Raw genomic sequence first — 25,991 nt, forward strand, 5'->3', positions numbered from 1 at the left:
CCATGAACAAGTTTTTATTTGCCGCTGTATTGTTCGTCAGTGGCCTGCTCGTTGGCTGTAATCAACTCACCCAATACACCATCACCGAACAAGAAATTAACCAGTCGCTTGCGAAACATAATAATTTCTCAAAAGATATCGGTTTACCCGGCGTGGCTGACGCCCATATTGTTCTGACAAACCTGACCAGCCAAATTGGTCGCGAAGAGCCGAATAAGGTTACCCTAACCGGAGACGCCAATCTGGACATGAACTCCCTGTTCGGTAGCCAGAAAGCGACCATGAAACTGAAGCTGAAAGCGCTGCCTGTGTTTGATAAAGAAAAAGGCGCGATCTTCCTGAAAGAGATGGAAGTAGTCGATGCGACGGTACAACCGGAAAAAATGCAAACGGTGATGCAAACGTTGCTTCCCTATTTGAACCAGGCATTACGCAATTACTTTAACCAGCAACCTGCTTATGTCCTGCGCGAAGATGGCAGTAAGGGCGAAGCAATGGCGAAGAAACTGGCGAAAGGTATTGAAGTGAAGCCTGGTGAAATTGTCATTCCGTTTACTGATTAATCACGAGGGCGCATTTGCGCCCTTTATTTTTCGTGCAAAGGAAAACGTTTCCGCTTATCCTTTGTGTCCGGCAAAAACATCCCTTCAGCCGGAGCATAGAGATTAATGACTGCACCATCCCAGGTATTAAAGATCCGCCGCCCAGACGACTGGCACCTTCACCTCCGCGATGGCGACATGTTAAAAACTGTCGTGCCTTATACCAGCGAAATATATGGACGGGCTATCGTAATGCCCAATCTGGCTCCGCCCGTGACAACCGTTGAGGCTGCCGTGGCATATCGCCAGCGTATTCTCGACGCCGTACCTGCCGGGCACGATTTCACCCCGCTGATGACCTGTTATTTAACAGATTCGCTGGACCCTAATGAGCTGGAACGTGGATTTAACGAAGGCGTGTTCACCGCTGCAAAACTTTACCCCGCAAACGCAACCACTAACTCCAGCCACGGCGTGACGTCGGTTGATGCAATCATGCCGGTACTTGAGCGCATGGAAAAAATCGGTATGCCGCTACTGGTGCATGGCGAAGTGACACATGCAGATATCGACATTTTTGATCGTGAGGCGCGCTTTATAGAAAGCGTAATGGAACCGCTTCGCCAGCGCCTGACCGCGCTGAAAGTCGTTTTTGAGCACATCACCACCAAAGATGCTGCCGACTATGTCCGTAACGGAAATGAACGTCTGGCGGCCACCATCACGCCGCAGCATCTGATGTTTAACCGCAACCATATGCTGGTTGGTGGCGTGCGTCCACACCTGTATTGTCTACCCATCCTCAAACGCAATATTCACCAACAGGCACTGCGTGAACTGGTCGCCAGCGGTTTTAATCGCGTATTCCTCGGTACGGATTCTGCGCCGCATGCACGTCATCGCAAAGAGAGCAGCTGCGGCTGCGCGGGCTGCTTCAACGCCCCAACCGCGCTGGGCAGTTACGCTACCGTCTTTGAAGAGATGAATGCTCTGCAGCACTTTGAAGCATTCTGTTCTGTAAACGGCCCACAGTTCTATGGCTTGCCGGTCAACGACACATTCATCGAACTGGTCCGCGAAGAGCAACAGGTTGCTGAAAGCATCGCATTGACTGATGACACACTGGTGCCATTCCTCGCCGGGGAAACGGTACGCTGGTCCGTTAAACAATAAAAATCGTAGCTTCCTGTTGTCATTAGGTTATTTTAACTGTATAAATAACCAGTATATTCAACAGGGGGCTATTATGCGAATTGAAGTCACCATAGCGAAAACTTCTCCATTGCCAGCTGGGGCTATTGACGCCCTGGCTGGCGAACTTTCCCGCCGTATTCAGTATGCGTTTCCTGATAATGAAGGCCACGTATCGGTACGTTATGCCGCAGCGAATAATTTATCGGTTATTGGCGCAACAAAAGAAGATAAACAGCGCATTAGCGAAATTCTCCAGGAAACGTGGGAAAGCGCCGATGACTGGTTTGTCAGCGAATAATATGCAGTGATTTTTGTTTTTGCCGGGTCGCCCCGGCTTTTTTATTTTACTTACGAATTTCGAGTACAAAATTTCTACACTTCCTCAAAATAATTGCACAATATGCTAAAAAAATATGAATGACATGCTGTTTTATTGTTCATATAAATCTTAAAAGCAAAAATTTATCTGTTCCCCCCTTTAAAAATTCGGTGAATACCCTTACTTATTGGTATACTGAAGTTGCTTCAGATAAAAACGCATTGAACCTCGAATAACGTTGTCTAGTAACACGAATTAGGGGGCCATGATGGAAAAAAATAATGAAGTCATTCAGACTCATCCGCTCGTAGGGTGGGACATCAGCACCGTTGATAGCTATGATGCGCTGATGTTGCGTTTGCATTACCAGACCCCAAATAAGTCCGAGCAGGAAGGGACTGAAGTTGGTCAGACGCTCTGGTTAACCACTGATGTTGCCAGACAATTTATTTCGATATTAGAAGCAGGAATCGCCAAAATTGAATCCGGTGATTTCCCGGTAAACGAGTATCGGCGTCATTAACATGACATGACCATCCACCCAAAAGGCACCTCACCGGTGCCTTTACCATTTCTGGGTTGTATATCTGCATTCAGTTAATTACTCTGCTTAAACCATGAGAGCAGAGAGAAAAAAATGAAATACGATCTCATCATTATTGGCAGCGGTTCCGTAGGTGCTGCCGCCGGGTATTATGCAACCCGTGCCGGTTTAAACGTGCTAATGACCGACGCCCATATGCCACCGCATCAACACGGCAGCCACCACGGCGATACGCGATTAATTCGCCATGCTTATGGTGAAGGCGAAAAGTATGTCCCGCTGGTCCTCCGCGCGCAAACGCTGTGGGATGAACTCTCCCGCCACAACGAAGAAGATCCCATTTTTGTACGCTCGGGTGTCATTAACCTTGGCCCGGCTGATTCCGCATTTCTCGCCAACGTCGCCCACAGCGCTGAACAGTGGCAACTCAACGTTGAAAAGCTCGATGCGCAAGGGATTATGGCACGCTGGCCAGAAATACGCGTCCCGGACAACTACATCGGCTTATTTGAGACTGATTCCGGCTTTTTACGCAGCGAACTGGCGATTAAAACCTGGATCCAACTGGCGAAGGAAGCGGGTTGTGCGCAGTTGTTCAACTGCCCGGTCACCGCAATTCGTCATGACGATGATGGCGTAACTATTGAAACCGCTGACGGTGAGTATCAGGCGAAAAAAGCGATCGTCTGCGCGGGAACATGGGTAAAAGATCTGCTCCCGGAACTGCCTGTCCAGCCCGTACGCAAAGTATTTGCCTGGTATCAGGCCGATGGTCGCTATAGCGTGAAGAATAAATTCCCGGCGTTTACCGGTGAACTGCCCAATGGCGATCAATATTATGGTTTTCCGGCAGAAAACGACGCGTTGAAGATTGGCAAACATAACGGAGGCCAGCTTATCCATTCAGCGGATGAACGTGTTCCGTTTGCGGAAGTCATCAGCGATGGCTCGGAAGCCTTCCCGTTCTTGCGCAATGTGTTGCCGGGTATCGGTTGCTGTCTGTACGGAGCAGCCTGCACTTATGATAATTCGCCTGACGAAGATTTTATTATCGATACTCTACCCGGCCACGATAATACACTGCTCATTACCGGCCTGAGCGGGCACGGTTTTAAATTTGCGTCAGTTTTAGGAGAAATAGCTGCCGATTTTGCGCAAGACAAAAAAAGCGATTTTGATTTGACACCATTCAGGCTTTCCCGCTTCCAATAATCATCATTACGGCCTCCAGAATGAGGCCGTTTTTACAGGAGTATTTAATGCGTCGGCTGTTGCACTATCTCATCAATAATATTCGCGAGCATCTGATGCTTTATCTTTTTCTCTGGGGACTGTTGGCAATTATGGACCTGATCTACGTGTTTTATTTTTAGTTTTTCCGCACTGACATAAACTGACAAATATTTAATCTCCCTTTCATTTAGCGTGAAAAATTGAATGAGATTCTTCCTGCCTCTACAGCACTCACCAGACCTTCCAGATGCTGAACCCACTAAACTTATGAAGATTCTTTCATTATTAATTCAAAATTATTGAAATAAAAATAAATATCATTCAATTTGTTATTTTTGTGTTGCAATTCATTCTCCGACACGCCATTTTCTTTCTCTCGCAAATTCGTTTTGGATGCACTTATGTCATTCACAAATACCCCTGAACGCTATGGTGTTATATCTGCGGCCTTACATTGGCTAAGCGCAATTATTGTCTATGGCATGTTTGCTTTAGGTCTGTGGATGGTCACGCTCAGTTATTACGATGGCTGGTATCACCAGGCACCGGAACTGCATAAAAGCATCGGCATTTTGTTAATGATGGGGCTGGTTATTCGCGTTCTGTGGCGTGTCATATCTCCACCGCCGGGTCCGCTGCCGAGTTATTCGCCCATGACTCGTCTTGCAGCAAAAGCTGGACATCTCGCATTGTACCTATTGCTGTTCGCCATCGGCATCAGCGGCTATCTGATCTCAACTGCCGATGGTAAACCGATCAGCGTTTTTGGCTGGTTTGACGTCCCCGCGACCCTCGCCGACGCTGGCGCACAGGCTGACTTTGCCGGTGCCCTGCATTTTTGGCTCGCGTGGAGCGTCGTAGTACTGTCCGTTATGCACGGATTTATGGCCCTGAAGCATCATTTCATCGATAAAGACGACACTCTGAAGCGCATGCTGGGAAAGTCGTCATCTGACTATGGAGTATAAAAAATGAAAAAAAGCCTGCTTGGTTTAACCTTCGCTTCCTTGATGTTCTCTGCGGGTTCAGCGGTTGCCGCCGATTACAAAATTGACAAAGAAGGTCAGCACGCCTTTGTTAACTTCCGCATCCAGCATCTTGGCTATAGCTGGTTATATGGCACCTTTAAAGATTTCGACGGTACTTTTACCTTTGATGAAAAAAATCCAGCTGCCGATAAAGTGAATGTGACAATTAACACCACCAGCGTCGATACTAATCACGCCGAACGCGATAAACATCTTCGCAGTGCAGATTTCCTCAATACCGCAAAATATCCACAGGCAACATTCACCTCCACTAGCGTAAAGAAAGACGGTGATGAGCTGGATATTACCGGCGATCTGACGCTGAACGGGGTCACCAAACCCGTCACGCTGGAAGCGAAATTAATTGGTCAGGGCGACGACCCGTGGGGCGGTAAACGTGCAGGCTTTGAGGCCGAAGGCAAAATTAAGCTCAAAGACTTCAATATCAAGACAGATTTAGGTCCCGCTTCTCAGGAAGTGGATCTGATTATTTCAGTGGAAGGCGTACAGCAGAAGTAAGCGTGAAATGTTGCCGGATGGCTCGCATCCGGCAATGATATTTATTCTGTTGGATCAGGAATGCCCAGTGTTGTATTCAGACGTCCACGAGACTTATTAAAGATCTTATTGCCATTTTCACGTCCTGCCCGACGGCGTCGCTGTTCTTCTGGCGGTAACGCGCTTTCTTCGCAGCAAATCTCACTGCAACAACCTTTGTATTTTTCTGCACATACTGGACACTGAATAAACAGCAGGTGGCAGCCATCATTTTTACAGTTGGTATGGCTATCGCACGGCGCACCGCACTGGTGGCAATGCGCGATAATCTCATCAGATATACGTTCGCCCATCCGCTCGTCAAACACAAAATTTTTGCCAATAAAACGCACCGGTAAGCCCTGCTCGCGCGCCTTACGGGCGTATTCAATAATTCCGCCTTCGATATGCCAGACTTTATTGAATCCGTTATGTTTCATCCAGGCACTGGCCTTTTCACAACGAATGCCGCCGGTGCAGTACATAACGATTTTTTTATCTTTATGTTCCTGCATCATCTCGACTGCTTTTGGCAGCTGCTCACGGAAGGTATCTGCCGGAATTTCCAGCGCGTTTTCAAAGTGCCCCACTTCATACTCATAGTGGTTACGCATGTCGATAAACAATGCATCGGGATCGTCAAGCATGGCGTTCACTTCTGCCGCTTGCAGATACTCACCAACATTGCTGGCATCAAAGTGAGGATCGTCAATACCGTCGGCTACGATGCGATCGCGCACCTTCATGCGCAGTACCCAGAAGGATTTCCCGTCATCATCCAACGCGATGTTCAGACGTAAGCCATCTAAAGCCGGGTCGAAGCCGTATAGCTGTGCGCGAAATGTTTCAACATTGCTCGCAGGTACACTGATTTGCGCGTTAATCCCCTCATGCGCCAGATACACTCGCCCAAAAATATTCAGCGCAGTAAACAGCTGATATAAAGCGTCACGGGTCGCTTTCGGATCGGCGATGTGGAAATACTTATAAAACGAAATGGTGGTGCGCGGTTCGCGCTCAGCCAACATTTTGGCTTTCAGCGCGTCGTTGGAAATGCGGTTGTGTAACACTGGCATGGTGTACGGTTCCTGCGAGATGGGAAAGTAAAAATCCGCGGCATGATATAGCAATTATCGATAATTAACATCCACACATTTTACGCTACATTTGCACATTAAAAATTATTTATTATTTACAAGCGCGGTAATTTCGCCCAGTCTTCACCCACAAATTTTGGTTGCGGGCGAAAAAATGCGACAATACATACAATTGCCCGAATAGGTTGAAAAACAGGATTGATATGACGAATCTACCCAAGTTCTCCACCGCACTGCTTCATCCGCGTTATTGGTTAACCTGGTTGGGTATTGGCGTACTTTGGTTAGTCGTGCAATTGCCCTACCCGGTTATCTACCGCCTCGGTTGTGGATTAGGAAAACTGGCGTTACGTTTTATGAAACGACGCTCAAAAATTGTGCATCGCAACCTGGAACTGTGCTTCCCGGAAATGAGCGAACAAGAACGCCGTGAAATGGTGGTGAAGAATTTCGAATCTGTTGGTATGGGGCTGATGGAAACCGGCATGGCGTGGTTCTGGCCAGACCGCAGGATCGCCCGCTGGACGGAAGTGATCGGCATGGAACACATTCGTGACGTGCAGGCGCAACAACGCGGCATCCTGTTAGTTGGCATCCATTTTCTGACTCTGGAGCTGGGTGCGCGGCAATTTGGTATGCAGGAACCCGGGATTGGCGTTTACCGCCCGAACGATAACCCACTGATTGACTGGCTACAAACCTGGGGCCGTTTGCGCTCAAATAAATCAATGCTCGATCGCAAAGATTTAAAAGGCATGATTAAAGCCCTGAAAAAAGGCGAAGTGGTCTGGTACGCACCGGATCATGATTACGGCCCGCGCTCAAGCGTTTTCGTCCCGTTGTTTGCCGTTGAGCAGGCTGCGACCACAACCGGAACCTGGATGCTGGCACGGATGTCCGGCGCATGTCTGGTGCCCTTCGTTCCACGCCGTAAGCCAGATGGCAAAGGGTATCAGTTGATTATGCTACCGCCAGAGTGTTCTCCGCCGCTGGATGATGCCGAAACCACCGCCGCATGGATGAACAAAGTGGTCGAAAAATGCATCATGATGGCACCAGAGCAGTATATGTGGTTACACCGTCGCTTTAAAACACGTCCGGAAGGCGTTCCTTCACGCTATTAAATCTCCCAAGCCGGATGCTTCAAAATGGCATCCGGCATTACCACAGCAAATCCCCCTGATTTAGCGATAAAAGCTCTCTGGATTGCGCCCCCTGGAAGTCGGGCGCATAATTAGTGTGCTTATCTTTTCTTCTTATGTTCACCGCGCCTGGCGCACCAACAGCGGATTGCTATGTCACCCTGTGAAAATGACACCCCTATAAACTGGAAACGAAACCTGATCGTCGCCTGGCTAGGCTGTTTTCTTACCGGTGCCGCCTTCAGCCTGGTAATGCCCTTCTTACCCCTCTACGTTGAGCAGCTTGGCGTTACCGGCCACTCCGCCTTGAATATGTGGTCCGGTATTGTCTTCAGCATTACATTTTTATTTTCTGCCATCGCCTCACCGTTTTGGGGTGGACTCGCCGACCGTAAAGGACGAAAACTCATGCTATTACGCTCTGCCCTTGGGATGGGCATCGTGATGGTGTTAATGGGGATGGCACAAAATATCTGGCAGTTTTTGATCCTGCGGGCGCTGCTTGGTTTGCTTGGCGGATTTGTTCCCAACGCTAATGCTCTTATCGCCACACAAGTACCGCGTAATAAAAGCGGCTGGGCGCTGGGTACGCTCTCCACAGGCGGCGTTAGCGGCGCGTTGCTCGGCCCAATGGCTGGTGGTTTGCTTGCCGATAGCTACGGCTTACGTCCGGTATTCTTTATTACCGCCAGTGTGCTGATACTATGCTTTTTCGTCACCCTGTTTTGCATCCGAGAAAAATTCCAGCCAGTCAGCAAAAAAGAGATGCTGCATATGCGGGAAGTGGTGACATCACTTAAAAACCCGAAACTGGTACTCAGCCTGTTTGTCACCACGTTAATCATCCAGGTGGCGACGGGTTCAATTGCCCCTATTCTGACGCTGTATGTCCGCGAACTGGCGGGTAACGTCAGTAATGTCGCCTTTATCAGCGGCATGATCGCCTCGGTGCCAGGCGTGGCTGCTCTGCTGAGTGCACCACGACTCGGCAAACTTGGCGATCGAATCGGCCCCGAAAAGATCCTGATTACGGCGCTGATCTTTTCTGTACTGCTGTTGATCCCAATGTCTTATGTTCAGACGCCATTGCAACTTGGGATTTTACGTTTTTTGCTCGGTGCCGCGGATGGTGCACTACTCCCCGCCGTACAGACACTCTTAGTTTACAACTCGAGCAACCAAATCGCCGGGCGTATCTTCAGCTATAACCAATCGTTTCGTGATATTGGCAACGTTACCGGACCATTGATGGGAGCAGCGATTTCAGCGAACTACGGTTTCAGAGCGGTATTCCTCGTCACCGCTGGCGTAGTGTTATTCAACGCAGTCTATTCATGGAACAGTCTGCGCCGTCGTCGGATACCCCAGGTATCAAACTGATTTTTCGCCTTTCATACTTGCAATAGCGGAGAATCAGCTATCCTTTTCCCTGAAACCTCATCAACTCAAAGGGAGAATCGTGATGACCATGTACGCAACGCTTGAAGAAGCCATTGACGCTGCACGCGAAGAATTTCTTGCAGACAACCCCGGCATCGACGCCGAAAATGCGAATGTGCAACAGTTCAATGCCCAAAAATACGTTTTGCAGGACGGCGACATCATGTGGCAAGTTGAGTTTTTTGCCGACGAAGGGGAAGAAGGTGAATGTTTACCTATGCTTAGCGGTGAAGCCGCGCAAAGTGTTTTTGATGGCGACTATGATGAGATAGAGATCCGCCAGGAGTGGCAGGAAGAGAATACATTACATGAATGGGACGAGGGGGAATTTCAGCTTGAGCCACCGCTGGATACCGAGGAAGGACGGGCAGCGGCTGATGAGTGGGATGAACGTTAATTACTCATACGAGCCATGATGAATGTCGATCGGCAGCAGTAAAGTATCAAAAACCAGGGAGAATGGCAGATCAAGGATCGTGACGTAACGCCAGGCGGAGTCACGCACATCCCATTGCACACCGGGATAATATTGGTTGCCATGCCCCTGCCCCGGTATAGTGCGACTAATGATGCTGCCACAGCCACACAGCAAGGTCACCATGATGCTCACCATAATTAAACGCATTTGATACCCCTTCCGTAAAAAAATACCGGCATAACGCCGGTATTTTTATTGGCTCGTTGTTTTTGCCTAATGCGGCGTGAACGCCTTATCCGACCTACAAAATCTTGTAAAATCAACACATTGCAGGAGCAATGTAGGCCTGATAAGCGTAGCGCATCAGGCAACTACGTTTTTATTGCGAAGCCGTATCCGGTTTACGCAATGCCTGTGGATTGAGCTTTATCCCTTCGTAATAACTCACCCATGAAGAATATCTCTCAGGGGAATTCCAGACGCGGAAATGCAGACGGGCCATCGTCACCGGATCGCTTAGCAGCACCAGGCGACGATCGCGATTCAGCTTCTCTGGCGTCTCGTTCAGCGCCTGTTCAACGTGGCGGTCACGGGCGATTTCCAGCACCTTACTGGCGCGGTGACGCGCCGTCGCCATGGCGGTTGCCAGAGCGTTAAATGACGGGTTAAACACCGCATGCATAAAGCCATCGTCGAGGGAGCGTTGACGATTCATCTCGAGGAAACGATCGGTATCAAGCAGTACCTGCGGCGGTGAATACTCTTCCGGGATCAGGAAGAGTTTCCATCGTTTGGTACGCAGACCCACTGTAGTACGGCTGGAGATCACCGAAACAAACGGTGACAGGATCAACGAGAAAACAATCGGTGCCAGCCAGAACAGGAAACGCAGATCCAGCCACGCCATACCAACCGCCCACACTAACCCCAGCAGCAGCTGAGAGCCGTGGCGTTTGAATGCTTCGCCCCAGGAAGTGGAGTCATCATCACGCTGCGGTGAATTCCACACCACTTCCCAGCCAAGGAACGCGCTGACGACGAAGACCGTATGGAACAGCATGCGTACCGGAGCCAACAGCACGGAAAACAGCACTTCCAGCAGCAACGATAATGTAACGCGCCAGAAGCCGCCGTATTCTTTCGTTCCTTTGCACCAGATAAGCAAAATGCTCAATAACTTCGGCAGGAACAACAGCACCATGGTCGAAGCAAAAAGTGCAATCGCCAGCTCAGGACGCCACTGCGGCCACACCGGGAATAACTGCCGTGGTTGCAGGAAGTATTGCGGTTCGGTCAACGCATGCACTACCTGCAATGCAGTAGAGAGCGCGAGGAACATAAACCACAGCGGCGCGGAGAGATAAGACATCACGCCCGTCAGGAATACCGCACGGTGAACCGGGTGCATACCCTTAACCAGGAACAGGCGGAAGTTCATCAGGTTACCGTGGCACCAGCGGCGGTCACGTTTTAGCTCATCAAGCAAGTTAGGCGGCAATTCTTCATAAGAACCCGGGAGATCGTAAGCAATCCACACCCCCCAACCTGCACGGCGCATCAACGCCGCTTCCACGAAGTCATGTGACAGGATTGAACCGGCAAAGGAACCTTCGCCCGGCAGCGGAGCCAGTGCGCAGTGCTCGATAAACGGTTTCACGCGGATAATCGCGTTATGTCCCCAGTAGTGCGACTCGCCAAGTTGCCAGAAGTGCAAACCGGCTGTAAACAGTGGCCCATACACGCGGGTCGCGAACTGCTGACAGCGCGCATACAGCGTATCCATACCGGACGCTTTCGGCGACGACTGAATGATCCCGGCGTTCGGGTTGGCTTCCATCAGGCGCACCAGGCCGCACAAACAATCACCGGTCATTACCGAGTCAGCATCCAGCACCACCATGTAGCTGTACTGGCTGCCCCAGCGACGGCAGAAGTCATCGATATTACCGCTTTTACGCTTCACGCGACGACGGCGGCGGCGATAGAAAATCTGACCTTCGCCACCGACTTCAGCGATCAGCTCCATCCACGCTTTTTGCTCTGCGACGCAGATATCCGGGTTGTAACTATCACTCAAAATGTAGACATCAAAGTGTTTGGCATTCCCGGTGGCTTTTACTGATTCCCACGTTGCACGCAGGCCAGCAAAAACACGGTTCACGTCTTCGTTACAGATAGGCATGATCAACGCCGTGCGATGCTCCGGGTTTAATGGTTCATCGCCAACTGTCGACGCAGATATACTGTATTTATCGCGACCAATAAGCAGTTGCAGGAAGCCCATCAACGCCGTCCAGAATCCGGCGGACACCCAACAGAACAGCACCGCAAAGAGGATCAGGATACCGGTTTGCAGCATATAAGGCAGAAGCTGCATAAAGGAAACCCACAGATCCTGACCAACCATATCCATAGGATTAATCAGCGCCCACCCCTGATATGGAAGAATGGTCTTCATATACCAGGTCGCGACAACAGTTTGCGCGAGCGTCAGGATTAACAGAATGTAACGGCGGATGGTGCCGACGGTACGCCACTTTTGCTCGCTCTCCTGCTCTTCTTTGGTCAAACGAGCCAGATAGCGCGGCGTTACATCGCGTCCACGCAGGCGATCCCAGAAACGGCCTACCGGGTTGGTACGCCACGGGTCGGGAAACATCGAGGAGCGTTTTGCTTCTGGCATCGCCTTAAGCTGATCGCGCCCTTCATCGTCTTTAATTAACTGTCCATCAGCAAGTGAATCTGGCCAGGCTTGTTCCAGACGCGCCTTTACCGAGCCTTGCGGGGAGTCATCCTCCCGCGCCCAGGTGCGGTGTTCGGCATCCAGCGCCTGATGAACGGCGCGGATATCAGTCTTCGGCAATGCCGCTTTCTCGCTTGCGGCGATGGGCATTGCGTCAATGTACTCAGTTGTCTTATTCATTGGCAGGTAACTGGTAGCTCCAGGTTTCACTCAACGTCTGATCGGCATTCACCAGCGCAGCACGCATTTCAGTGGTTTTCTTGGCATCTTTCACTTTCACACGCATCACCAGACGCCAGCCTTTGGTAACCGGGTTATAGCGCACCGTGCTTTCAACTATCTCACCATTATCACCAATGCTGGTTTGCGCTGTGACCGGGGTATCCTCTGGCAGTTTTTTCATCTCTGCGCCGGTAAAATCGACCACAAAGGCGATAGTACCGTCAGGCTGGCGAATCAGGTTCGACTGCTTCACATCCCCCGTTGAACGACGCGTTTGTTGCACCCATGCGTTATCTGGTGCATGCAGTTTGTCTTCATCACGGCTAAAGGTGATGGTGTATTTAAAGTTCATCTCTTTACCCGGCTCCGGCAGCTGATCCGGCGTCCAGTAAGCGACGATGTTATCGTTGGTTTCATCGTTGGTTGGAATTTCCACCAGCTCAACGCTGCCTTTGCCCCAGTCCCCTTTCGGAGTCACCCATGCGCTTGGACGGAGGTCGTAACGATCATCGAGATCTTCGAAGCGGGAGAAATCACGACCGCGCTGCAACAGACCGAAGCCTTGCGGATTTTCCATCGAGAAGCTGCTGACCGCTAAATGTTTCGGGTTATTCAACGGACGCCAGATCCACTCACCATTACCGGCATGGATAGAGAGACCGTTAGAGTCGTGCAATTCCTGGCGATAGTTATTTGCAGGCGACGGTTGGTTCGGCCCAAACAGGAACATACTGGTTAACGGTGCAACCCCCAGTTTGCCGACTTTATCGCGCAGATAGATTTTCGACTGCACATCCACAACCGTGTCACGCCCTGGCATAACCACGAATTTGTAAGCACCTGTCGCACGCGGCGAGTCAAGCAATGCATAAATGGTTAAACGTTTATCAGTCGGTTTTGGACGCTCGATCCAGAACTCTTTGAAACGTGGAAATTCTTCACCCGATGGCAAGGCGGTATCAATTGCCAGGCCGCGGGCAGAAAGGCCATAAACCTGACCTGCGCCAATCACGCGGAAATAGCTGGCCCCGAGCATGCTGACGATTTCATCGTTTTTATCTTTGCTGTTGATCGGGTAAAGCACTTTAAAACCGGCAAAACCAAGGTCTTTTACCGTGTCTTTATCATGCTGAACATCGCCGAAAGTGAAATAATCCGGGCTGTATTTGATTCGTTTGACTGCGGTGGCAGTCACTTCATTTATTTTGACCGGGGTATCGAAGTACATACCCTGATGGTAGAACTCGAGTTTGAATGGGGTCTTCAGATTGTTCCAGTACGCTTTGTCATGATTAAACTGGATCTGCTGATAGTCCGCGTATTTCATGTCGCGGAAAACGGAGGGCAAGTTGCTTTTAGGCGCCTCATAGCCTTTCCCGGCTAAGGATTGAGCTTGCTTTGCGACATCATCAATACTGAAAGCCCAGCTTGAAGATGTATACAGGGTTAACATTACTGCAGCACTCAACCAACGCATTTTCATCATTTGTAGTTTATGTTTCATAATTAGTAAGCACTTCCCCCTTTGTGTGCTTATATCGATCCGATCTATTTTAATGGATAACCAGCCATTCCGACAACAGAATCCCGGTATCGTTCAGCACGCTGGCTCATGGATTAAGCACCTGATTGCAACCGTTTTCACTTTCCGTGCTTCTCCTAAAGACAGAAGCATCGACTTCGTGTAGGGTTTGCCAGCAAATTTATTTATCAACCGTCTTACAGACGCTTCCATTCTGGTTAGTGGTAGCGATGATGCTATGCATAAAAACCTTGAAGCCTGCGTCTGGCGCGGTCAGGTCGGTGTCGCTATGGCAACAAGCCTAAAGGCATAACCCGACAGGGATAAGACGAAAAATCCGAGATTAGTTAACCATATATGAACCCAGTACCCGCGCAACGTGAATATTTCCTCGACTCCATCCGCGCCTGGCTGATGTTGTTAGGGATCCCTTTTCATATTTCTTTAATCTATTCGAGCCATACATGGCATGTGAATAGCGCCGAACCGTCATTATGGCTGACCCTTTTTAATGACTTCATCCACTCGTTCCGCATGCAGGTATTTTTCGTTATATCCGGGTACTTTTCTTACATGCTTTTTTTACGCTATCCCTTGAAAAAATGGTGGAAAGTACGTGTCGAACGTGTAGGGATTCCGATGTTAACAGCCATCCCCCTACTGACATTGCCGCAATTTATTATGCTGCAATACGTCAAAGGGAAAGCGGAAAGTTGGCCTGGGCTGTCATTGTATGACAAATATAATACGTTGGCCTGGGAATTAATATCACACCTGTGGTTTTTACTGGTGTTAGTGGTCATGACGACGCTGTGCGTATGGATATTTAAACGCATCAGAAATAATTTAGAAAATTCTGATAAAACGAATAAAAAATTCTCGATGGTAAAATTATCGGTGATTTTTTTGTGCCTCGGCATCGGTTATGCGGTAATAAGAAGAACGATTTTTATTGTGTATCCACCCATTCTGAGTAACGGCATGTTCAATTTTATTGTCATGCAAACGTTATTTTATTTGCCGTTCTTTATCCTCGGCGCACTGGCTTTCATTTTCCCTCATCTTAAAGCCTTGTTTACCACGCCGTCTCGTGGCTGTACCCTTGCAGCAGCATTGGCATTTGTCGCTTACTTACTCAACCAGCGCTATGGCAGTGGCGATGCCTGGATGTACGAAACCGAGTCGGTGATCACGATGGTCCTCGGTCTGTGGATGGTGAATGTGGTCTTCTCCTTCGGCCACCGTTTGCTTAACTTCCAGTCAGCGCGGGTGACTTACTTTGTTAACGCATCGCTATTTATCTATCTGGTTCACCACCCGTTAACGCTGTTTTTCGGCGCGTACATTACACCGCACATCACCTCCAACTGGCTTGGTTTTCTCTGTGGCCTGATATTCGTAGTAGGGATTGCGATAATTCTGTATGAAATTCATTTACGCATCCCGTTACTGAAGTTTTTGTTCTCTGGTAAACCGGTTGTTAAGCGTGAGAACGATAAAGCACCAGCCCGTTAAGCCGCGTTTATAATAACCATTCCACAGGCAATATCGACGCCAGTCTGACCATAACCCGCTTCCAGAAACTGGTAGCGGGTTCTTTTTTGAGAACAATTTCTTTCTTTGCATGACGATCAACCCAGTTGATCCGCCCCCACCTGTCCAGACGGAGCTGCCAGGCCGCATCATACTGGCTCTGAATAAAGCGTTTATCAATTAACTGTGCCAGCGTTTCGCTCTCTATCACGAACCCCATTTCAGTATTGAGCAATGTCGAACGTGGATCGAAATTGAAAGAGCCAATAAACACCGTTTTACCATCGATGCTAAAGGTTTTAGCATGCAGGCTGGCACCGGAATTACCGGTTATGCCGCGATCGTGTAACGTACTACTTTGTTCACGCGTCGGCTTGAGTTCATATAATTCCACGCCGTAGCGGAGCAATTTTTTGCGCCAGCGCGCGTATCCGGCATGGACGACAGCAACATCGTTAGCGGCAAGAGAATTGGTTAGGATCGCAATCTTTACCCCTTTTCTCACCATCCGTAAGAGTTGCGCCACACCTGCGCGTGTCGGTACAAAATAGGAAGAGATAATATCGATGCGTTCACTGGGTGAGCCCATGATATCGAACAGGCGCTGCGGTAACAGTGAATGCCGTTTTGCCTTGCCTTCCCCTTTCGCCGGATCATCACTTAATAAACGTGTTTTCGCCCAGATAAGCGGCAACGTTCCATCAACCAGATGATTTATAAACGGGCTGGATTCCATTTTGCGTAAATAACGATGCGTCATGGCATCGTCATGCCAGGAGGCGGGTAACTCGATGCGATCCGCCATTTCACCTTCCGGGACATCCAGCACCTGCTGTAAGGGTGAAACCGATTTACAATACCAGTAGCGGGCGAAATCATCGGCAACGTCCTCTACAACTGGTCCTATTGCCATGACATCTAAATCCGAAAAAAGTGGCTCTTCCCCTGCACCAAAATAGGCATCACCAATATTTCGTCCCCCCACCAGAGTCACCACACCATCGACGGTGAAACTTTTATTGTGCATACGGCGATTGAGACGGGAAAAGTCGGTGATATAACCAAGCGGACGTAGCAGTCGAAACGAAAAAGGATTAAAAAGTCGGACTTCAATGCGGGGATGACTGTCAAGCAAGCGTAAAATGTCGTCAAGTCCGGGTGTATTGTTGTCGTCCAGCAACAAACGGACGCGAACGCCACGCTTTGCTGCGGCTAACAGGGCGGAAAACAGTAACCGACCCGACATATCGTCCTGCCAGATGTAATACTGAACATCCAGCGTATGCTCTGCCATTTCGGCCAGACGATACCGGGCGGCAAACGCATCCAGACTTTTCTCCAGAGGAAAAAGGCCACACTGACCGGGATGTTGCGAACACAGTGGCAGCACCGCGCTCGCCAGCCGGGGCAAATCATTCATCTCCTTGTTGGGTAAGGAGTCTTTCGTAGAGGTGGGCGTTTTCTTCATCATAACAGACAAAGTATACCTGTTCGGGTAAAGCGTGACGGGTAATAAATTCTGAAACGGTTTTTACTGCGATTTCAGCCGCTGCCGCGCGAGGGTAACCATAAACCCCAGTACTAATTGCAGGAAAAGCCACTGACGTATAGCTGTTTGCCGCCACCAGTCGTAGGCTATTGAGATAGGCATCCTGCAAAAGCTGGTCTTCGTTTTGTTCACCACCACGCCAGACTGGGCCGACGGTGTGCACTACGGCTTTCGCGGGAAGATCGCCTGCAAGCGTAATAACGGCATGCCCCGTAGGGCAATCGCCCTGCTGTTGCCTGACTTTTAAACAGGCATCCAGAAGGGCCGGACCCGCTGCGCGATGAATGGCTCCATCGACGCCGCCGCCTCCCATTAATGACGGATTAGCCGCATTCACAATCACATCAACGGCCAGTTTGGTAATATCACCCTGCACAACATGAATACGCGTTTTCATAACGCCTCCTTACACCTTCTTGTTTCTTAAGTGTACAGCAGGCTTTTTGGTTAAATCGCATTTTTCTGCTCAGCAAGGTGAGTTGTTCAGAAACTTAGTTATATTCGATGTTCATTACAGCCAGCTTTTTCTGTTTATCAAGATACTGCACTTTTACTGAGGCTATTTGCGCGTTTTTGACATTGCCGCTCATTAACGCTTTGCTGGAATAGGTTCTGCCCGGAACAGAGCCATTCTGTGGGCAGTTCATTTCTACGGGTGATGACTGGGTGCTGACGTCACATGCCGGTTCCACAATTTGGCCATAAAAATGGATCACGCCCCCTTGCGCGGTGCTTCCTGCGATGGCAATAAAAGGAAAAAACAAACTGCCGAGCATAAGAGAGTTTAAAAAAGGTCTGAACATTTATTCTATTTCCTCAATGATTAGTCATCCTTGAGGGTTGTGTTATCCATACTTTCAGGTTGGCTGATCCGCAGCAGACCATTCTCTCCAGATTCATCTTATGCTCGATATTTCAACAAATTAAGACTTTTCTGAAGAGGGCGGCCATTGTTGTGATAAATGAAGTGACTGTCCATCAGAAACAGTAACAACTATTTTCACCCGATCGTCCGGGGAAATATTTAAACTCAACTTCGTCAAAGCAATGGGTTGATTAGCAGGCAATGAGAGGGTCTTTTCTTGCTTCGTCTGACTTTGCCCTGAACTGCCTTCGCGCAGGGACAATATTTGTACTCTGCACAGACAAGATTGAGTAAGAGTGACTTCAGGAATAATGGTGTACATATCCCCTTGCTGGGTCGTATTAAAGGTTATCTGACTGGAAAGTGCCGCAAGGAGTAATAACGCATTCATATTCTTCTCCCGAAAAAAAACAGGGCTTGCGCCCTGTTTCTTTAATACAGTGGATGTATTAGTACTGATGAGCGGTCGCGTTGTTACCAAAGCCAACCTGAGTGACGTTAACGCTGGAGTTAGATGCAGTCTGGTCAACAGCAGCACCGTTACCGCCACCGAACTGTTTAACAGTCATAGTAGAATCTTTACCATTCCACTGATCAAGAGTGGCGCTGTTACCGAAGCCACGCTGAGTCAGATCGATTGAGCTGTCATCTGAGCCCTGACCAACATCTGCACCGTTACCACCACCGTGCTGGGTAATAGTCAAGTCAGAGTTACGGGCATCAGTTTGCAGAGCAAGTGCAGAGTTACCGCCACCGTACTGGTAAATGTTCAGCTCTGAATTTGGGCCGCTATTATTACCGCCACCGCCATGGTGACCGCCGCCGCCGTACTGAGGAACAACACCTGCCAGAGCGCTACCAGAGAATACGATTGCTGCAATTGCTGCTACTTTTAAAAGTTTCATGTAAAACCCCCATCGGATTGATTTAAAAGTCGAATGGAAATTAACGTTGTGTCACGCGAATAGCCATTTGCGACTGTCTCTGCACTACAATTGCCGTTTTTTGAGTACCATACTGTGTAATATTTGCTTTATTACCAGAACCTTTCTGGATAATCATCGCAGTATTACCATAAGCACCTTGCGAAATACTGGCATCGTTGGCATTGCCCGCCTGATCAATATATGCAAGGTTATAATCTCCTGTCTGGTCAATCTTTGCCCGGTTGCTACTACCTTCTTGCGCAACAACCGCCAAAAGTTTTGAGCCTCCCTGCCGTAACTGAGCACTATTATTAGTCCCAGCTTGACCAATTATGGCTGCCTGATTAAATGAAGACTTACTCAATTCATTTACCGCGAAGTTATATTCTGAATTAGCTAAATCATAACCTGCTGCGGCTGCAATCCCAGGCGCACCCAGTATTGTTAACATCATAAATAACAATTTGTTTTTCATGTTGTCACCCTGGACCTGGTCGTACATTTAAGAAATTAAATCATTTCAACTTGGTTGTTAACGCAACCTGTATTTTGTTAACGCTGCGTTACGATGGAAAGTATGTCTGCGGAAATATTTTTAATAACTCACCCGCGCGTTGTATTTTTCTTTTTTTGTTCATACCAAAGTATTAAAACCCACGTAAATACGCTGTTATCTACGCAAAAAAATATTTTGTTTTCTTTTAAATTTCGGTTTTCCGCAATCAAAAATCACCAGACAGTCATTCTTCTTGCCCGTCGCTGATTGCTGCGATATGTCTTGCGCACAAGCCGTGACAAACCTCGTCTTTTTGCAGTAAAAAATTGTCCACGGAGGTGTGGAGAAAAAACAAGAACGTTTTACATGACGAAAGGACTACACCGAAATATTTTTTATATGCATTATTAGCAAGTTAGCACCATTTGTATGATTTTTTAAAATTGTGCAAGAAAAACCAAATGTACAACTTTTCTATCATTTCTAAACTTAATAAAACCTTAAGATTAACATTTTAATATAACGAGTTACATTTAGTTACATGTTTAACACTTGATTTAAGATTTGTAATGGCTAGATTGAAATCAGATGTAATCCATTAGTTTTATATTTTACCCATTTAGGGCTGATTTATTACTACACACAGCAGTGCAACATCTGTCAGTACTTCTGGTGCTTCTATTTTAGAGGCAGCTGTCAGGTGTGCGATCAATAAAAAAAGCGGGGTTTCATCATGTTTAATGAAGTCCATAGTATCCATGGTCATACATTATTGTTGATCACTAAACCTTCTTTGCAGGCGACAGCTCTCTTGCAGCACCTTAAACAATCGCTGGCAATTACAGGAAAATTACATAATATTCAACGTTCTCTGGACGATATATCTTCAGGCTCTATTATTCTTCTGGATATGATGGAAGCGGATAAAAAGCTTATCCATTATTGGCAGGATACTTTGAGCAGGAAAAACAACAATATCAAAATATTGTTGCTAAATACGCCTGAAGATTACCCGTACCGCGACATTGAAAACTGGCCTCATATCAACGGCGTTTTTTATGCCATGGAGGATCAAGAACGTGTTGTCAATGGGTTGCAAGGCGTCCTGCGCGGCGAATGCTACTTTACGCAAAAGCTTGCCAGTTACCTGATTACGCATTCAGGTAACTATCGTTATAACAGCACGGAATCAGCCCTCCTTACTCATCGGGAAAAAGAGATCCTGAATAAGCTGCGTATCGGCGCGTCTAATAACGAGATCGCTCGTTCGTTGTTCATCAGCGAAAATACGGTTAAAACACATCTTTATAATCTTTTCAAGAAGATAGCCGTAAAAAACCGGACTCAAGCGGTTTCCTGGGCAAACGATAACCTCAGGCGATAAAGCCATGAAACGTTATTTACGCTGGATTGTGGCGGCAGAATTCCTGTTCGCCGCAGGGAATCTTCACGCCGTTGAGGTAGAAGTCCCGGGCTTGTTAACTGACCATACTGTTTCATCTATTGGCCATGATTTTTACCGAGCCTTTAGTGATAAATGGGAAAGTGACTATACGGGTAACTTAACGATTAATGAAAGGCCCAGTGCACGATGGGGAAGTTGGATCACAATAACGGTCAATCAGGACGTTATTTTCCAGACTTTTTTATTCCCGTTGAAAAGAGACTTCGAAAAAACTGTCGTCTTTGCACTGATTCAAACTGAAGAAGCACTAAATCGTCGCCAGATAAATCAGGCGTTATTGAGTACGGGCGATTTGGCGCATGATGAATTCTAAATAAAAAATTGTTCGGAGGCTGCAATGCGTGTCAAACATGCAGTAGTTCTACTCATGCTTATTTCGCCTTTAAGTTGGGCTGGAACCATGACTTTCCAGTTCCGTAATCCAAACTTTGGTGGTAACCCAAATAACGGTGCTTTTTTATTAAATAGCGCCCAGGCACAAAACTCTTATAAAGATCCGAGCTATAACGATGACTTTGGTATTGAAACGCCCTCAGCGTTAGATAACTTTACCCAGGCCATCCAGTCACAAATTTTAGGTGGGCTACTGTCGAATATTAATACCGGCAAGCCGGGCCGCATGGTGACCAACGATTATATTGTCGATATCGCTAACCGCGATGGTCAATTGCAGTTGAATGTGACGGATCGCAAAACCGGACAAACCTCGACCATCCAGGTTTCGGGTTTACAAAATAACTCAACCGATTTTTAAGCCCCAGCTTCATAAGGAAAATAATCATGCAGCGCTTATTTCTTTTGGTTGCCGTCATGTTACTGAGCGGATGCTTAACCGCCCCGCCTAAAGAAGCCGCCAGACCGACATTAATGCCTCGTGCTCAGAGCTACAAAGATTTGACCCATCTGCCAGCGCCGACGGGTAAGATCTTTGTTTCGGTATACAACATTCAGGACGAAACCGGGCAATTTAAACCCTACCCGGCAAGTAACTTCTCCACTGCTGTTCCGCAAAGCGCCACGGCAATGCTGGTCACGGCATTGAAAGATTCTCGCTGGTTTATACCGCTGGAGCGCCAGGGCTTACAAAACCTGCTTAACGAGCGCAAGATTATTCGTGCAGCACAAGAAAACGGCACGGTTGCCATTAATAACCGAATCCCGCTGCAATCTTTAACGGCGGCAAATATCATGGTTGAAGGTTCGATTATCGGTTATGAAAGCAACGTTAAATCGGGCGGTGTTGGGGCAAGATATTTTGGGATCGGTGCAGACACGCAATACCAGCTCGATCAGATTGCCGTGAACCTGCGTGTCGTCAATGTGAGTACCGGTGAGATCCTCTCCTCGGTGAACACCAGTAAGACGATACTTTCCTATGAAGTTCAGGCGGGGGTCTTCCGCTTTATTGACTACCAGCGCTTGCTGGAAGGGGAAGTAGGTTACACCTCGAACGAACCCGTTATGCTGTGCCTGATGTCGGCTATCGAAACAGGCGTCATTTTCCTGATTAATGATGGTATCGACCGCGGTCTTTGGGATTTGCAGAACAAAGCAGAACGGCAGAATGACATTCTGGTGAAATACCGCCATATGTCGGTTCCACCGGAATCCTGATAGATAAAAATGCCGGAATTATCATCCGGCATTTTACTGTTCAAGCGAAAGCGTGAGTGCCCCTCACGCTTTATTTTTGATTTGCTGCTCACGGTGAGCGGTCTTCGTACTACGCGCCGCCAGCCACAAGCCGCTGTTTTTCATTGCGTAACCAAATACCAGTCCAAGCGCCAGCGAAGGTAACACCAGTTTCCAGTCACCCTGCCCGGCAAACGTCGCGCATGCGCCTATAAACGTCCCCGGAACAAATGAAAGCAGCAGCTGTTTCGCCTGAATACACATCAGAAACGCGACAATACCAGTTATGACATAACCGAGAATTTCCAGATGTGGTGCCAGTGCACTACCGTAAATAATGACCATCGCCCACACCACGCCACTAAGCAGGGTTGCAGCGGAGATCGCCAGCCCTTTCAGCCCACCTTGCGGGCAGGCAAAGTAGGCCGTACAGCCCAGGAAGCCCGCCCAGCTTAGTAAGCCCAGGGAAACAGCCACCCATCCCCAGATACCGGAGAGAATGCCTGTTGTGATTGCAATAGAGAGAAGTATGTTCATGCCGCGCATGATAGCAGAAAACGCGGCCATGAATGAGATCGAGCACACATTTTATGCAACAACAAATTATCTGTTGCAGTTATGAGTGATGGAGATCACATTTACTCTTCAGAATCTTCTTCCAGCTCGTCCCACATTGCACTAATAGCATCGCGGGTTAGCGGTGCCATGGTGCGCCAGAAAGGCGTAGTTGCATGGGCCTCCACTTTGCCAAGGAACGCACCACACCAGGGTAACAGATACTCACTGAACAGTGTTTCCAGTGTTTCGCTCTCATCTTCCGTTGACTGATCTTCCAGCCAGGAAGCCGCGAGCAGCAATGTACCGATGTGATCGGCTGGCGTATCCGCTAATGGCATCCCTCGTTCGGAAAGAAAAGCGCGCACTTCCGCTTCCGTCGCGCCCTCAACCCATGCGCTACGATATGGCGGCACAGCACATTCATCGCCGATAAACAACGCATTGTAATCGGCAGAGACTTGCGCCATATCACAGCTTTTCTGTAAACGCGTCAGTAACTCATCCTGCTCCAGTGGCCAGTTCGCAGCCAGTTTCCCCTCACGAATCAGGGTAAACAGCGGCACCAGTAAAGGATCTTGCGGTTGGCGGTAATAGAGCGAACCCAGCACACGACAGAGGATAGAAAACTCATTCATTAATATATTTCCATGACTAGTAATTAAAGGTCTGCAAATTCCGCAATCGGTGCCATACCGCGAGATTCAAGGAAGTTCAGTAAGCGGCGCGGAGAAACATTCAAAATGCGCTCTGGCGGAAAATCTACCGCGTCGAGGATTTTAAGACACTCTTCAAATTCCCCCATGGTAAACGCAGTGTGAGAATCCGAGCCTAATGCCACCCAACCTCCAGCGTCACGTACCGCTGCGGCTACCGCACGACAGTTGTCTTCACTGCCCTTACGTGAGTGTAAAAATGAGGAATTATTGATTTCCAGCGCCACCTGATGTTTCGCCGCAGCTTCAGAAACAGCTTTAAAATCAATTGGATATCGTGGATTTCCGGGATGACTTATTATATGCACATTGCCGCTGGCGATAGTGGCGATCATCGCTTGCGTATTGGTCGCTTTATCATGTGGTGCAAAAACCGGTTCATGAAAGCCGGCAATAATTAGATCCAGCGAATCAAACATTTTGCCACTGCAGTCAATTTCACCATCAACATTTTTAATGTTAGCTTCGATACCACGCAGGATCCCTACCCCATCAACCATTCGCGGCCAGATACGCATGTTAATGAAGTGCCAGTGATGCGGCGCATCTTCCATGTCCGGGCCATGATCGGTGATCGCAAAAAGTTTAATGCCCTTTTGTTTGGCCTGGGCAATATAATCACTTAATGTGCTATATGCATGCGTGCTGGCAACGGTATGCATATGAAGGTCGACGGGATACATAACTCTCTCCTGTATTCAATTCCCGCCAAGGATAGCAGGAAACCTGATGCTTTATTAGTAGCCGCGTGCGCGGTCGACTTGCCCGCAGACCCTCTCCCCTTTTTCGAGCTGGGCAATGGTGCGAGAAATGTACTCCACAGCTTCAGCGGGACGGGTAATCGCGGCGACATGTGGTGTTATCGCCACGCGTGGATGTTGCCAGAGCGGACTTTCCGGCGGTAAAGGTTCGCGATTAAAAACATCCAGCATTGCACCTTTAACTTTGCCGCTATCCAGCACCGCGAGCAGGTCATCTACCACGACATGAACACCACGCGCCAGGTTGAGGAGATACGCGCCATCCGGTAATTTTTCGAGTAATTGTTGATTAATAATGCCGACGGTTTCAGGGGTATTCGGTAACAAATTAATCAATACCCGGCATTGGCTCAGAAATGCAGAGAGTTCTTCCCGTCCGGCAAAACTTTGCACGCCAGGCCACGATTTACGGGTTCGACTCCAGCAACGCAGCGGGAAGCGCCAGGTTTGCAGACTCTGTGCAACTTTACTGCCCAGTACGCCTGCGCCCAAAATGCCGATGGTAAAATCTTCCCGATGATATTCAGGCAGCGGTTGCCAATGCGAACTATTTTGCTGGATGCGGTAATCGTCAAAACGTCGAAACCAATGCAGCACCTGACTGACAGCATATTCCTGCATTTGCTCGCCCATACCGGTATCTTCCAGGCGAAAAAGTGGAACAGAAGGCTTCAGCATTTCAGGGTGTGCCTGTAGCTTGCTCAAAATAGAATCAACACCGGCCCCGAGTGCGAACACCGCTTTAAAATCGCGCCCTGCCAGCATTTCAACTGGAGGATGCCAGACTAAAGCATAATCAGCAGAGTCATTATCTCCGCTTTTCCATGCTCTGACTCTTGCCTGAGGAATAGCTTTGCGCAGTGCCTCAATCCACCATTGGGTATCGAACGTTGGGTGATAAAAGATGATGTCCATACTGACTCCCGAAAAGCGTTGCGCGAAATTTATTCGCACTTATCGTTATGATCTACAAAGGCCACCAGCATAACAAATCCGTGGTCGGTGGCAAAAAAAGCAGATTTCGCTTATTAAAACTGCATATTGATTGAAGTTTGAATAAACGCGCGATTTTTTAAAAAAGTTTGTTGACCTCAGGTCATGATTTCCCTAAATTAGCGCCCGTTCCAGCACGACAGGAACGACAATTTGGTGAGGTGTCCGAGTGGCTGAAGGAGCACGCCTGGAAAGTGTGTATACGGCAACGTATCGGGGGTTCGAATCCCCCCCTCACCGCCATCTTTAAAGAAGAGCTCGTACGAAAGTACGGGCTTTTTTTTCGTATATTGCACACACCGGGGGGATGAGAAGCCCCGACAGGGGTTCGACAACTGGCGACAGCCAGTTGGACAGACCGTGAACGCAGTGAGCGGGCTGCCCGCAGGGCGAGCGAAGCGAGTCAATCCCCCCTCACCGCCATCTTTAAAGAAGAGCTCGTACGAAGGTACGGGCTTTTTTTTTCGTATATTGCACACACCGGGGGGATGGGAAGCCCCGACAGGGGTTCGACAACTG

Annotated in this window: 30 protein-coding genes, 1 tRNA gene and 1 other RNA gene; 18 read left to right on the top strand and 14 right to left on the bottom strand. The window is 48.5% G+C overall.

All coding sequences use genetic code 11. The features are described 5' to 3' along the window. Nucleotides 1-2: 2 nt before the first annotated feature. The 8 genes from yceB to yceI all read left to right on the top strand — a co-directional run bounded on the left by yceB (nt 3) and on the right by yceI (nt 5,379). Complete coding sequence (yceB, locus tag AABJ99_RS14380) at nt 3-563, top strand: lipoprotein (protein WP_001353288.1); 561 nt, start codon at nt 3-5, stop codon at nt 561-563. A gap of 105 nt (nt 564-668) precedes the next feature. Next, nucleotides 669-1,715 (top strand): dihydroorotase, encoded by a 1,047-nt coding sequence (pyrC, locus tag AABJ99_RS14385; protein ID WP_000126547.1) that lies wholly within the window; start codon nt 669-671, stop codon nt 1,713-1,715. Between the two features lie 73 nt (nt 1,716-1,788). Next, nucleotides 1,789-2,034, top strand: coding sequence for a DNA damage-inducible protein I (gene dinI, locus AABJ99_RS14390; protein WP_001217754.1), 246 nt, complete (start codon nt 1,789-1,791; stop codon nt 2,032-2,034). A 289-nt stretch (nt 2,035-2,323) separates the two neighbouring features. Beyond that, nucleotides 2,324-2,578 carry a biofilm formation regulator BssS gene (gene bssS, locus AABJ99_RS14395; protein ID WP_000414437.1) on the top strand — a complete coding sequence of 85 codons (255 nt, stop codon included), beginning with the start codon at nt 2,324-2,326 and terminating at the stop codon, nt 2,576-2,578. A gap of 114 nt (nt 2,579-2,692) precedes the next feature. Beyond that, on the top strand, nt 2,693-3,811 hold the full coding sequence (gene solA, locus AABJ99_RS14400) for an N-methyl-L-tryptophan oxidase (protein WP_039021657.1): 1,119 nt from the start codon (nt 2,693-2,695) through the stop codon (nt 3,809-3,811). A 47-nt stretch (nt 3,812-3,858) separates the two neighbouring features. After that, nucleotides 3,859-3,972 carry a YceO family protein gene (locus AABJ99_RS14405; RefSeq protein WP_001253418.1) on the top strand — a complete coding sequence of 38 codons (114 nt, stop codon included), beginning with the start codon at nt 3,859-3,861 and terminating at the stop codon, nt 3,970-3,972. A 261-nt stretch (nt 3,973-4,233) separates the two neighbouring features. Further along, nucleotides 4,234-4,800, top strand: a complete 567-nt coding sequence (gene yceJ / locus AABJ99_RS14410; protein WP_039021656.1) for a cytochrome b — start codon at nt 4,234-4,236, stop codon at nt 4,798-4,800. Nucleotides 4,801-4,803: 3 nt separating this feature from the next. Next, complete coding sequence (gene yceI, locus AABJ99_RS14415; RefSeq protein WP_000749261.1) at nt 4,804-5,379, top strand: YceI family protein; 576 nt, start codon at nt 4,804-4,806, stop codon at nt 5,377-5,379. A 41-nt stretch (nt 5,380-5,420) separates the two neighbouring features. Here yceI and trhO read toward each other — a convergent pair whose 3' ends face one another. After that, nucleotides 5,421-6,473, bottom strand: coding sequence for a rhodanese-related sulfurtransferase (gene trhO / locus AABJ99_RS14420; protein ID WP_001353290.1), 1,053 nt, complete (start codon nt 6,471-6,473; stop codon nt 5,421-5,423). Between the two features lie 224 nt (nt 6,474-6,697). On the opposite strand from trhO, the gene lpxL reads away from it, so the two are divergent. From lpxL to msyB, 3 genes are all read left to right on the top strand, one after another. Continuing rightward, complete coding sequence (gene lpxL / locus AABJ99_RS14425; RefSeq protein ID WP_039021655.1) at nt 6,698-7,618, top strand: kdo(2)-lipid IV(A) lauroyltransferase; 921 nt, start codon at nt 6,698-6,700, stop codon at nt 7,616-7,618. Between the two features lie 171 nt (nt 7,619-7,789). Next, on the top strand, nt 7,790-9,016 hold the full coding sequence (gene mdtG / locus AABJ99_RS14430; protein WP_032183921.1) for a multidrug efflux MFS transporter MdtG: 1,227 nt from the start codon (nt 7,790-7,792) through the stop codon (nt 9,014-9,016). Nucleotides 9,017-9,098: 82 nt separating this feature from the next. Next, nucleotides 9,099-9,473 carry a MysB family protein gene (gene msyB / locus AABJ99_RS14435; protein WP_000180063.1) on the top strand — a complete coding sequence of 125 codons (375 nt, stop codon included), beginning with the start codon at nt 9,099-9,101 and terminating at the stop codon, nt 9,471-9,473. Here the strand turns inward: msyB and yceK are convergent, their stop codons facing one another. The 3 genes from yceK to mdoG all read right to left on the bottom strand — a co-directional run bounded on the left by yceK (nt 9,474) and on the right by mdoG (nt 13,945). Continuing rightward, on the bottom strand, nt 9,474-9,701 hold the full coding sequence (gene yceK, locus AABJ99_RS14440; protein WP_039021654.1) for a YceK/YidQ family lipoprotein: 228 nt from the start codon (nt 9,699-9,701) through the stop codon (nt 9,474-9,476). Between the two features lie 172 nt (nt 9,702-9,873). Next, nucleotides 9,874-12,417: a glucans biosynthesis glucosyltransferase MdoH gene (mdoH, locus tag AABJ99_RS14445; RefSeq protein ID WP_072039643.1), complete on the bottom strand. Its 2,544-nt coding sequence runs from the start codon at nt 12,415-12,417 to the stop codon at nt 9,874-9,876. Next, nucleotides 12,410-13,945, bottom strand: coding sequence for a glucans biosynthesis protein MdoG (gene mdoG, locus AABJ99_RS14450; RefSeq protein ID WP_338387574.1), 1,536 nt, complete (start codon nt 13,943-13,945; stop codon nt 12,410-12,412). The genes mdoH and mdoG overlap by 8 nt, the downstream gene beginning before the upstream one ends. Before the next feature lie 393 nt (nt 13,946-14,338). On the opposite strand from mdoG, the gene mdoC reads away from it, so the two are divergent. Beyond that, the gene (gene mdoC / locus AABJ99_RS14455) at nt 14,339-15,496 is read left to right on the top strand and encodes a glucans biosynthesis protein MdoC (RefSeq protein ID WP_001070350.1); all 1,158 of its coding nucleotides are present in this window, start codon (nt 14,339-14,341) and stop codon (nt 15,494-15,496) included. Nucleotides 15,497-15,503: 7 nt separating this feature from the next. Here the strand turns inward: mdoC and clsC are convergent, their stop codons facing one another. From clsC to csgB, 6 genes are all read right to left on the bottom strand, one after another. Further along, nucleotides 15,504-16,985 carry a cardiolipin synthase ClsC gene (gene clsC / locus AABJ99_RS14460; RefSeq protein ID WP_001353293.1) on the bottom strand — a complete coding sequence of 494 codons (1,482 nt, stop codon included), beginning with the start codon at nt 16,983-16,985 and terminating at the stop codon, nt 15,504-15,506. After that, nucleotides 16,927-17,460, bottom strand: coding sequence for an O-acetyl-ADP-ribose deacetylase (ymdB, locus tag AABJ99_RS14465; protein ID WP_000857405.1), 534 nt, complete (start codon nt 17,458-17,460; stop codon nt 16,927-16,929). The genes clsC and ymdB overlap by 59 nt, the downstream gene beginning before the upstream one ends. Nucleotides 17,461-17,554: 94 nt before the next feature. Continuing rightward, nucleotides 17,555-17,866 (bottom strand): protein YmdA, encoded by a 312-nt coding sequence (gene ymdA / locus AABJ99_RS14470; protein WP_000489582.1) that lies wholly within the window; start codon nt 17,864-17,866, stop codon nt 17,555-17,557. 120 nt (nt 17,867-17,986) lie between these two features. Next, nucleotides 17,987-18,319: a curli assembly chaperone CsgC gene (gene csgC / locus AABJ99_RS14475; RefSeq protein ID WP_000992818.1), complete on the bottom strand. Its 333-nt coding sequence runs from the start codon at nt 18,317-18,319 to the stop codon at nt 17,987-17,989. A 58-nt stretch (nt 18,320-18,377) separates the two neighbouring features. Beyond that, the gene (gene csgA / locus AABJ99_RS14480; protein WP_039021652.1) at nt 18,378-18,833 is read right to left on the bottom strand and encodes a curli major subunit CsgA; all 456 of its coding nucleotides are present in this window, start codon (nt 18,831-18,833) and stop codon (nt 18,378-18,380) included. Between the two features lie 40 nt (nt 18,834-18,873). Beyond that, a complete protein-coding gene (csgB, locus tag AABJ99_RS14485; RefSeq protein ID WP_001360656.1) occupies nt 18,874-19,329 on the bottom strand; it encodes a curli minor subunit CsgB in 456 nt (151 codons plus the stop codon). Between the two features lie 754 nt (nt 19,330-20,083). Between csgB and csgD the strand changes: the two genes are divergently transcribed. Genes csgD through csgG form a run of 4 tightly spaced genes read left to right on the top strand, consistent with a single transcriptional unit; the run spans nt 20,084 to nt 22,429 of the window. Next, on the top strand, nt 20,084-20,734 hold the full coding sequence (gene csgD / locus AABJ99_RS14490; RefSeq protein ID WP_000481500.1) for a biofilm master transcriptional regulator CsgD: 651 nt from the start codon (nt 20,084-20,086) through the stop codon (nt 20,732-20,734). Between the two features lie 4 nt (nt 20,735-20,738). Continuing rightward, nucleotides 20,739-21,128 (top strand): curli production assembly/transport protein CsgE, encoded by a 390-nt coding sequence (csgE, locus tag AABJ99_RS14495; RefSeq protein ID WP_000833288.1) that lies wholly within the window; start codon nt 20,739-20,741, stop codon nt 21,126-21,128. Between the two features lie 24 nt (nt 21,129-21,152). Next, nucleotides 21,153-21,569: a curli production assembly/transport protein CsgF gene (gene csgF, locus AABJ99_RS14500; protein ID WP_001264088.1), complete on the top strand. Its 417-nt coding sequence runs from the start codon at nt 21,153-21,155 to the stop codon at nt 21,567-21,569. Between the two features lie 26 nt (nt 21,570-21,595). After that, complete coding sequence (csgG, locus tag AABJ99_RS14505; protein WP_001189321.1) at nt 21,596-22,429, top strand: curli production assembly/transport protein CsgG; 834 nt, start codon at nt 21,596-21,598, stop codon at nt 22,427-22,429. 63 nt (nt 22,430-22,492) lie between these two features. Here csgG and ycdZ read toward each other — a convergent pair whose 3' ends face one another. The 4 genes from ycdZ to ghrA all read right to left on the bottom strand — a co-directional run bounded on the left by ycdZ (nt 22,493) and on the right by ghrA (nt 25,394). Beyond that, entirely contained in the window at nt 22,493-22,984 is a 492-nt protein-coding gene (gene ycdZ / locus AABJ99_RS14510; protein WP_001309402.1) for a DUF1097 domain-containing protein, read from the bottom strand. Nucleotides 22,985-23,085: 101 nt separating this feature from the next. Continuing rightward, entirely contained in the window at nt 23,086-23,640 is a 555-nt protein-coding gene (gene ycdY, locus AABJ99_RS14515) for a molecular chaperone YcdY (RefSeq protein WP_039021651.1), read from the bottom strand. Between the two features lie 23 nt (nt 23,641-23,663). Further along, nucleotides 23,664-24,401: a zinc-binding phosphatase gene (ycdX, locus tag AABJ99_RS14520; protein ID WP_000283651.1), complete on the bottom strand. Its 738-nt coding sequence runs from the start codon at nt 24,399-24,401 to the stop codon at nt 23,664-23,666. A gap of 54 nt (nt 24,402-24,455) precedes the next feature. Next, nucleotides 24,456-25,394: a glyoxylate/hydroxypyruvate reductase GhrA gene (gene ghrA / locus AABJ99_RS14525; protein ID WP_338387364.1), complete on the bottom strand. Its 939-nt coding sequence runs from the start codon at nt 25,392-25,394 to the stop codon at nt 24,456-24,458. A gap of 233 nt (nt 25,395-25,627) precedes the next feature. On the opposite strand from ghrA, the gene AABJ99_RS14530 reads away from it, so the two are divergent. Both AABJ99_RS14530 and AABJ99_RS14535 read left to right on the top strand, forming a co-directional pair. Next, nucleotides 25,628-25,715: transfer RNA gene (locus AABJ99_RS14530), tRNA-Ser, on the top strand. 44 nt (nt 25,716-25,759) lie between these two features. Then, nucleotides 25,760-25,895: non-coding RNA, RtT sRNA (locus tag AABJ99_RS14535), on the top strand. The last annotated feature ends 96 nt before the right edge of the window (nt 25,896-25,991 follow it).

Origin of the sequence: Escherichia coli, from assembly GCF_036503815.1 — a bacterium.
Classification (GTDB): Bacteria; Pseudomonadota; Gammaproteobacteria; order Enterobacterales; family Enterobacteriaceae; genus Escherichia; species Escherichia coli_F.

Coding starts and splice junctions, on each gene's coding strand:
- csgF (WP_001264088.1), top strand. CDS start 21,153: ATGCGTGTCAAACATGCAGTAGTTCTACTCATGCTTATTTCGCCTTTA.
- csgC (WP_000992818.1), bottom strand. CDS start 18,319: ATGAATGCGTTATTACTCCTTGCGGCACTTTCCAGTCAGATAACCTTT.
- ghrA (WP_338387364.1), bottom strand. CDS start 25,394: ATGGACATCATCTTTTATCACCCAACGTTCGATACCCAATGGTGGATT.
- csgA (WP_039021652.1), bottom strand. CDS start 18,833: ATGAAACTTTTAAAAGTAGCAGCAATTGCAGCAATCGTATTCTCTGGT.
- csgG (WP_001189321.1), top strand. CDS start 21,596: ATGCAGCGCTTATTTCTTTTGGTTGCCGTCATGTTACTGAGCGGATGC.
- csgB (WP_001360656.1), bottom strand. CDS start 19,329: ATGAAAAACAAATTGTTATTTATGATGTTAACAATACTGGGTGCGCCT.
- yceK (WP_039021654.1), bottom strand. CDS start 9,701: ATGCGTTTAATTATGGTGAGCATCATGGTGACCTTGCTGTGTGGCTGT.
- csgD (WP_000481500.1), top strand. CDS start 20,084: ATGTTTAATGAAGTCCATAGTATCCATGGTCATACATTATTGTTGATC.
- mdoC (WP_001070350.1), top strand. CDS start 14,339: ATGAACCCAGTACCCGCGCAACGTGAATATTTCCTCGACTCCATCCGC.
- mdoH (WP_072039643.1), bottom strand. CDS start 12,417: ATGAATAAGACAACTGAGTACATTGACGCAATGCCCATCGCCGCAAGC.
- pyrC (WP_000126547.1), top strand. CDS start 669: ATGACTGCACCATCCCAGGTATTAAAGATCCGCCGCCCAGACGACTGG.
- lpxL (WP_039021655.1), top strand. CDS start 6,698: ATGACGAATCTACCCAAGTTCTCCACCGCACTGCTTCATCCGCGTTAT.
- trhO (WP_001353290.1), bottom strand. CDS start 6,473: ATGCCAGTGTTACACAACCGCATTTCCAACGACGCGCTGAAAGCCAAA.
- ymdB (WP_000857405.1), bottom strand. CDS start 17,460: ATGAAAACGCGTATTCATGTTGTGCAGGGTGATATTACCAAACTGGCC.
- ycdY (WP_039021651.1), bottom strand. CDS start 23,640: ATGAATGAGTTTTCTATCCTCTGTCGTGTGCTGGGTTCGCTCTATTAC.
- msyB (WP_000180063.1), top strand. CDS start 9,099: ATGACCATGTACGCAACGCTTGAAGAAGCCATTGACGCTGCACGCGAA.
- ycdX (WP_000283651.1), bottom strand. CDS start 24,401: ATGTATCCCGTCGACCTTCATATGCATACCGTTGCCAGCACGCATGCA.
- yceI (WP_000749261.1), top strand. CDS start 4,804: ATGAAAAAAAGCCTGCTTGGTTTAACCTTCGCTTCCTTGATGTTCTCT.
- ymdA (WP_000489582.1), bottom strand. CDS start 17,866: ATGTTCAGACCTTTTTTAAACTCTCTTATGCTCGGCAGTTTGTTTTTT.
- mdtG (WP_032183921.1), top strand. CDS start 7,790: ATGTCACCCTGTGAAAATGACACCCCTATAAACTGGAAACGAAACCTG.
- yceB (WP_001353288.1), top strand. CDS start 3: ATGAACAAGTTTTTATTTGCCGCTGTATTGTTCGTCAGTGGCCTGCTC.
- solA (WP_039021657.1), top strand. CDS start 2,693: ATGAAATACGATCTCATCATTATTGGCAGCGGTTCCGTAGGTGCTGCC.
- ycdZ (WP_001309402.1), bottom strand. CDS start 22,984: ATGAACATACTTCTCTCTATTGCAATCACAACAGGCATTCTCTCCGGT.
- dinI (WP_001217754.1), top strand. CDS start 1,789: ATGCGAATTGAAGTCACCATAGCGAAAACTTCTCCATTGCCAGCTGGG.
- mdoG (WP_338387574.1), bottom strand. CDS start 13,945: ATGATGAAAATGCGTTGGTTGAGTGCTGCAGTAATGTTAACCCTGTAT.
- AABJ99_RS14405 (WP_001253418.1), top strand. CDS start 3,859: ATGCGTCGGCTGTTGCACTATCTCATCAATAATATTCGCGAGCATCTG.
- csgE (WP_000833288.1), top strand. CDS start 20,739: ATGAAACGTTATTTACGCTGGATTGTGGCGGCAGAATTCCTGTTCGCC.
- clsC (WP_001353293.1), bottom strand. CDS start 16,985: ATGATGAAGAAAACGCCCACCTCTACGAAAGACTCCTTACCCAACAAG.
- yceJ (WP_039021656.1), top strand. CDS start 4,234: ATGTCATTCACAAATACCCCTGAACGCTATGGTGTTATATCTGCGGCC.
- bssS (WP_000414437.1), top strand. CDS start 2,324: ATGGAAAAAAATAATGAAGTCATTCAGACTCATCCGCTCGTAGGGTGG.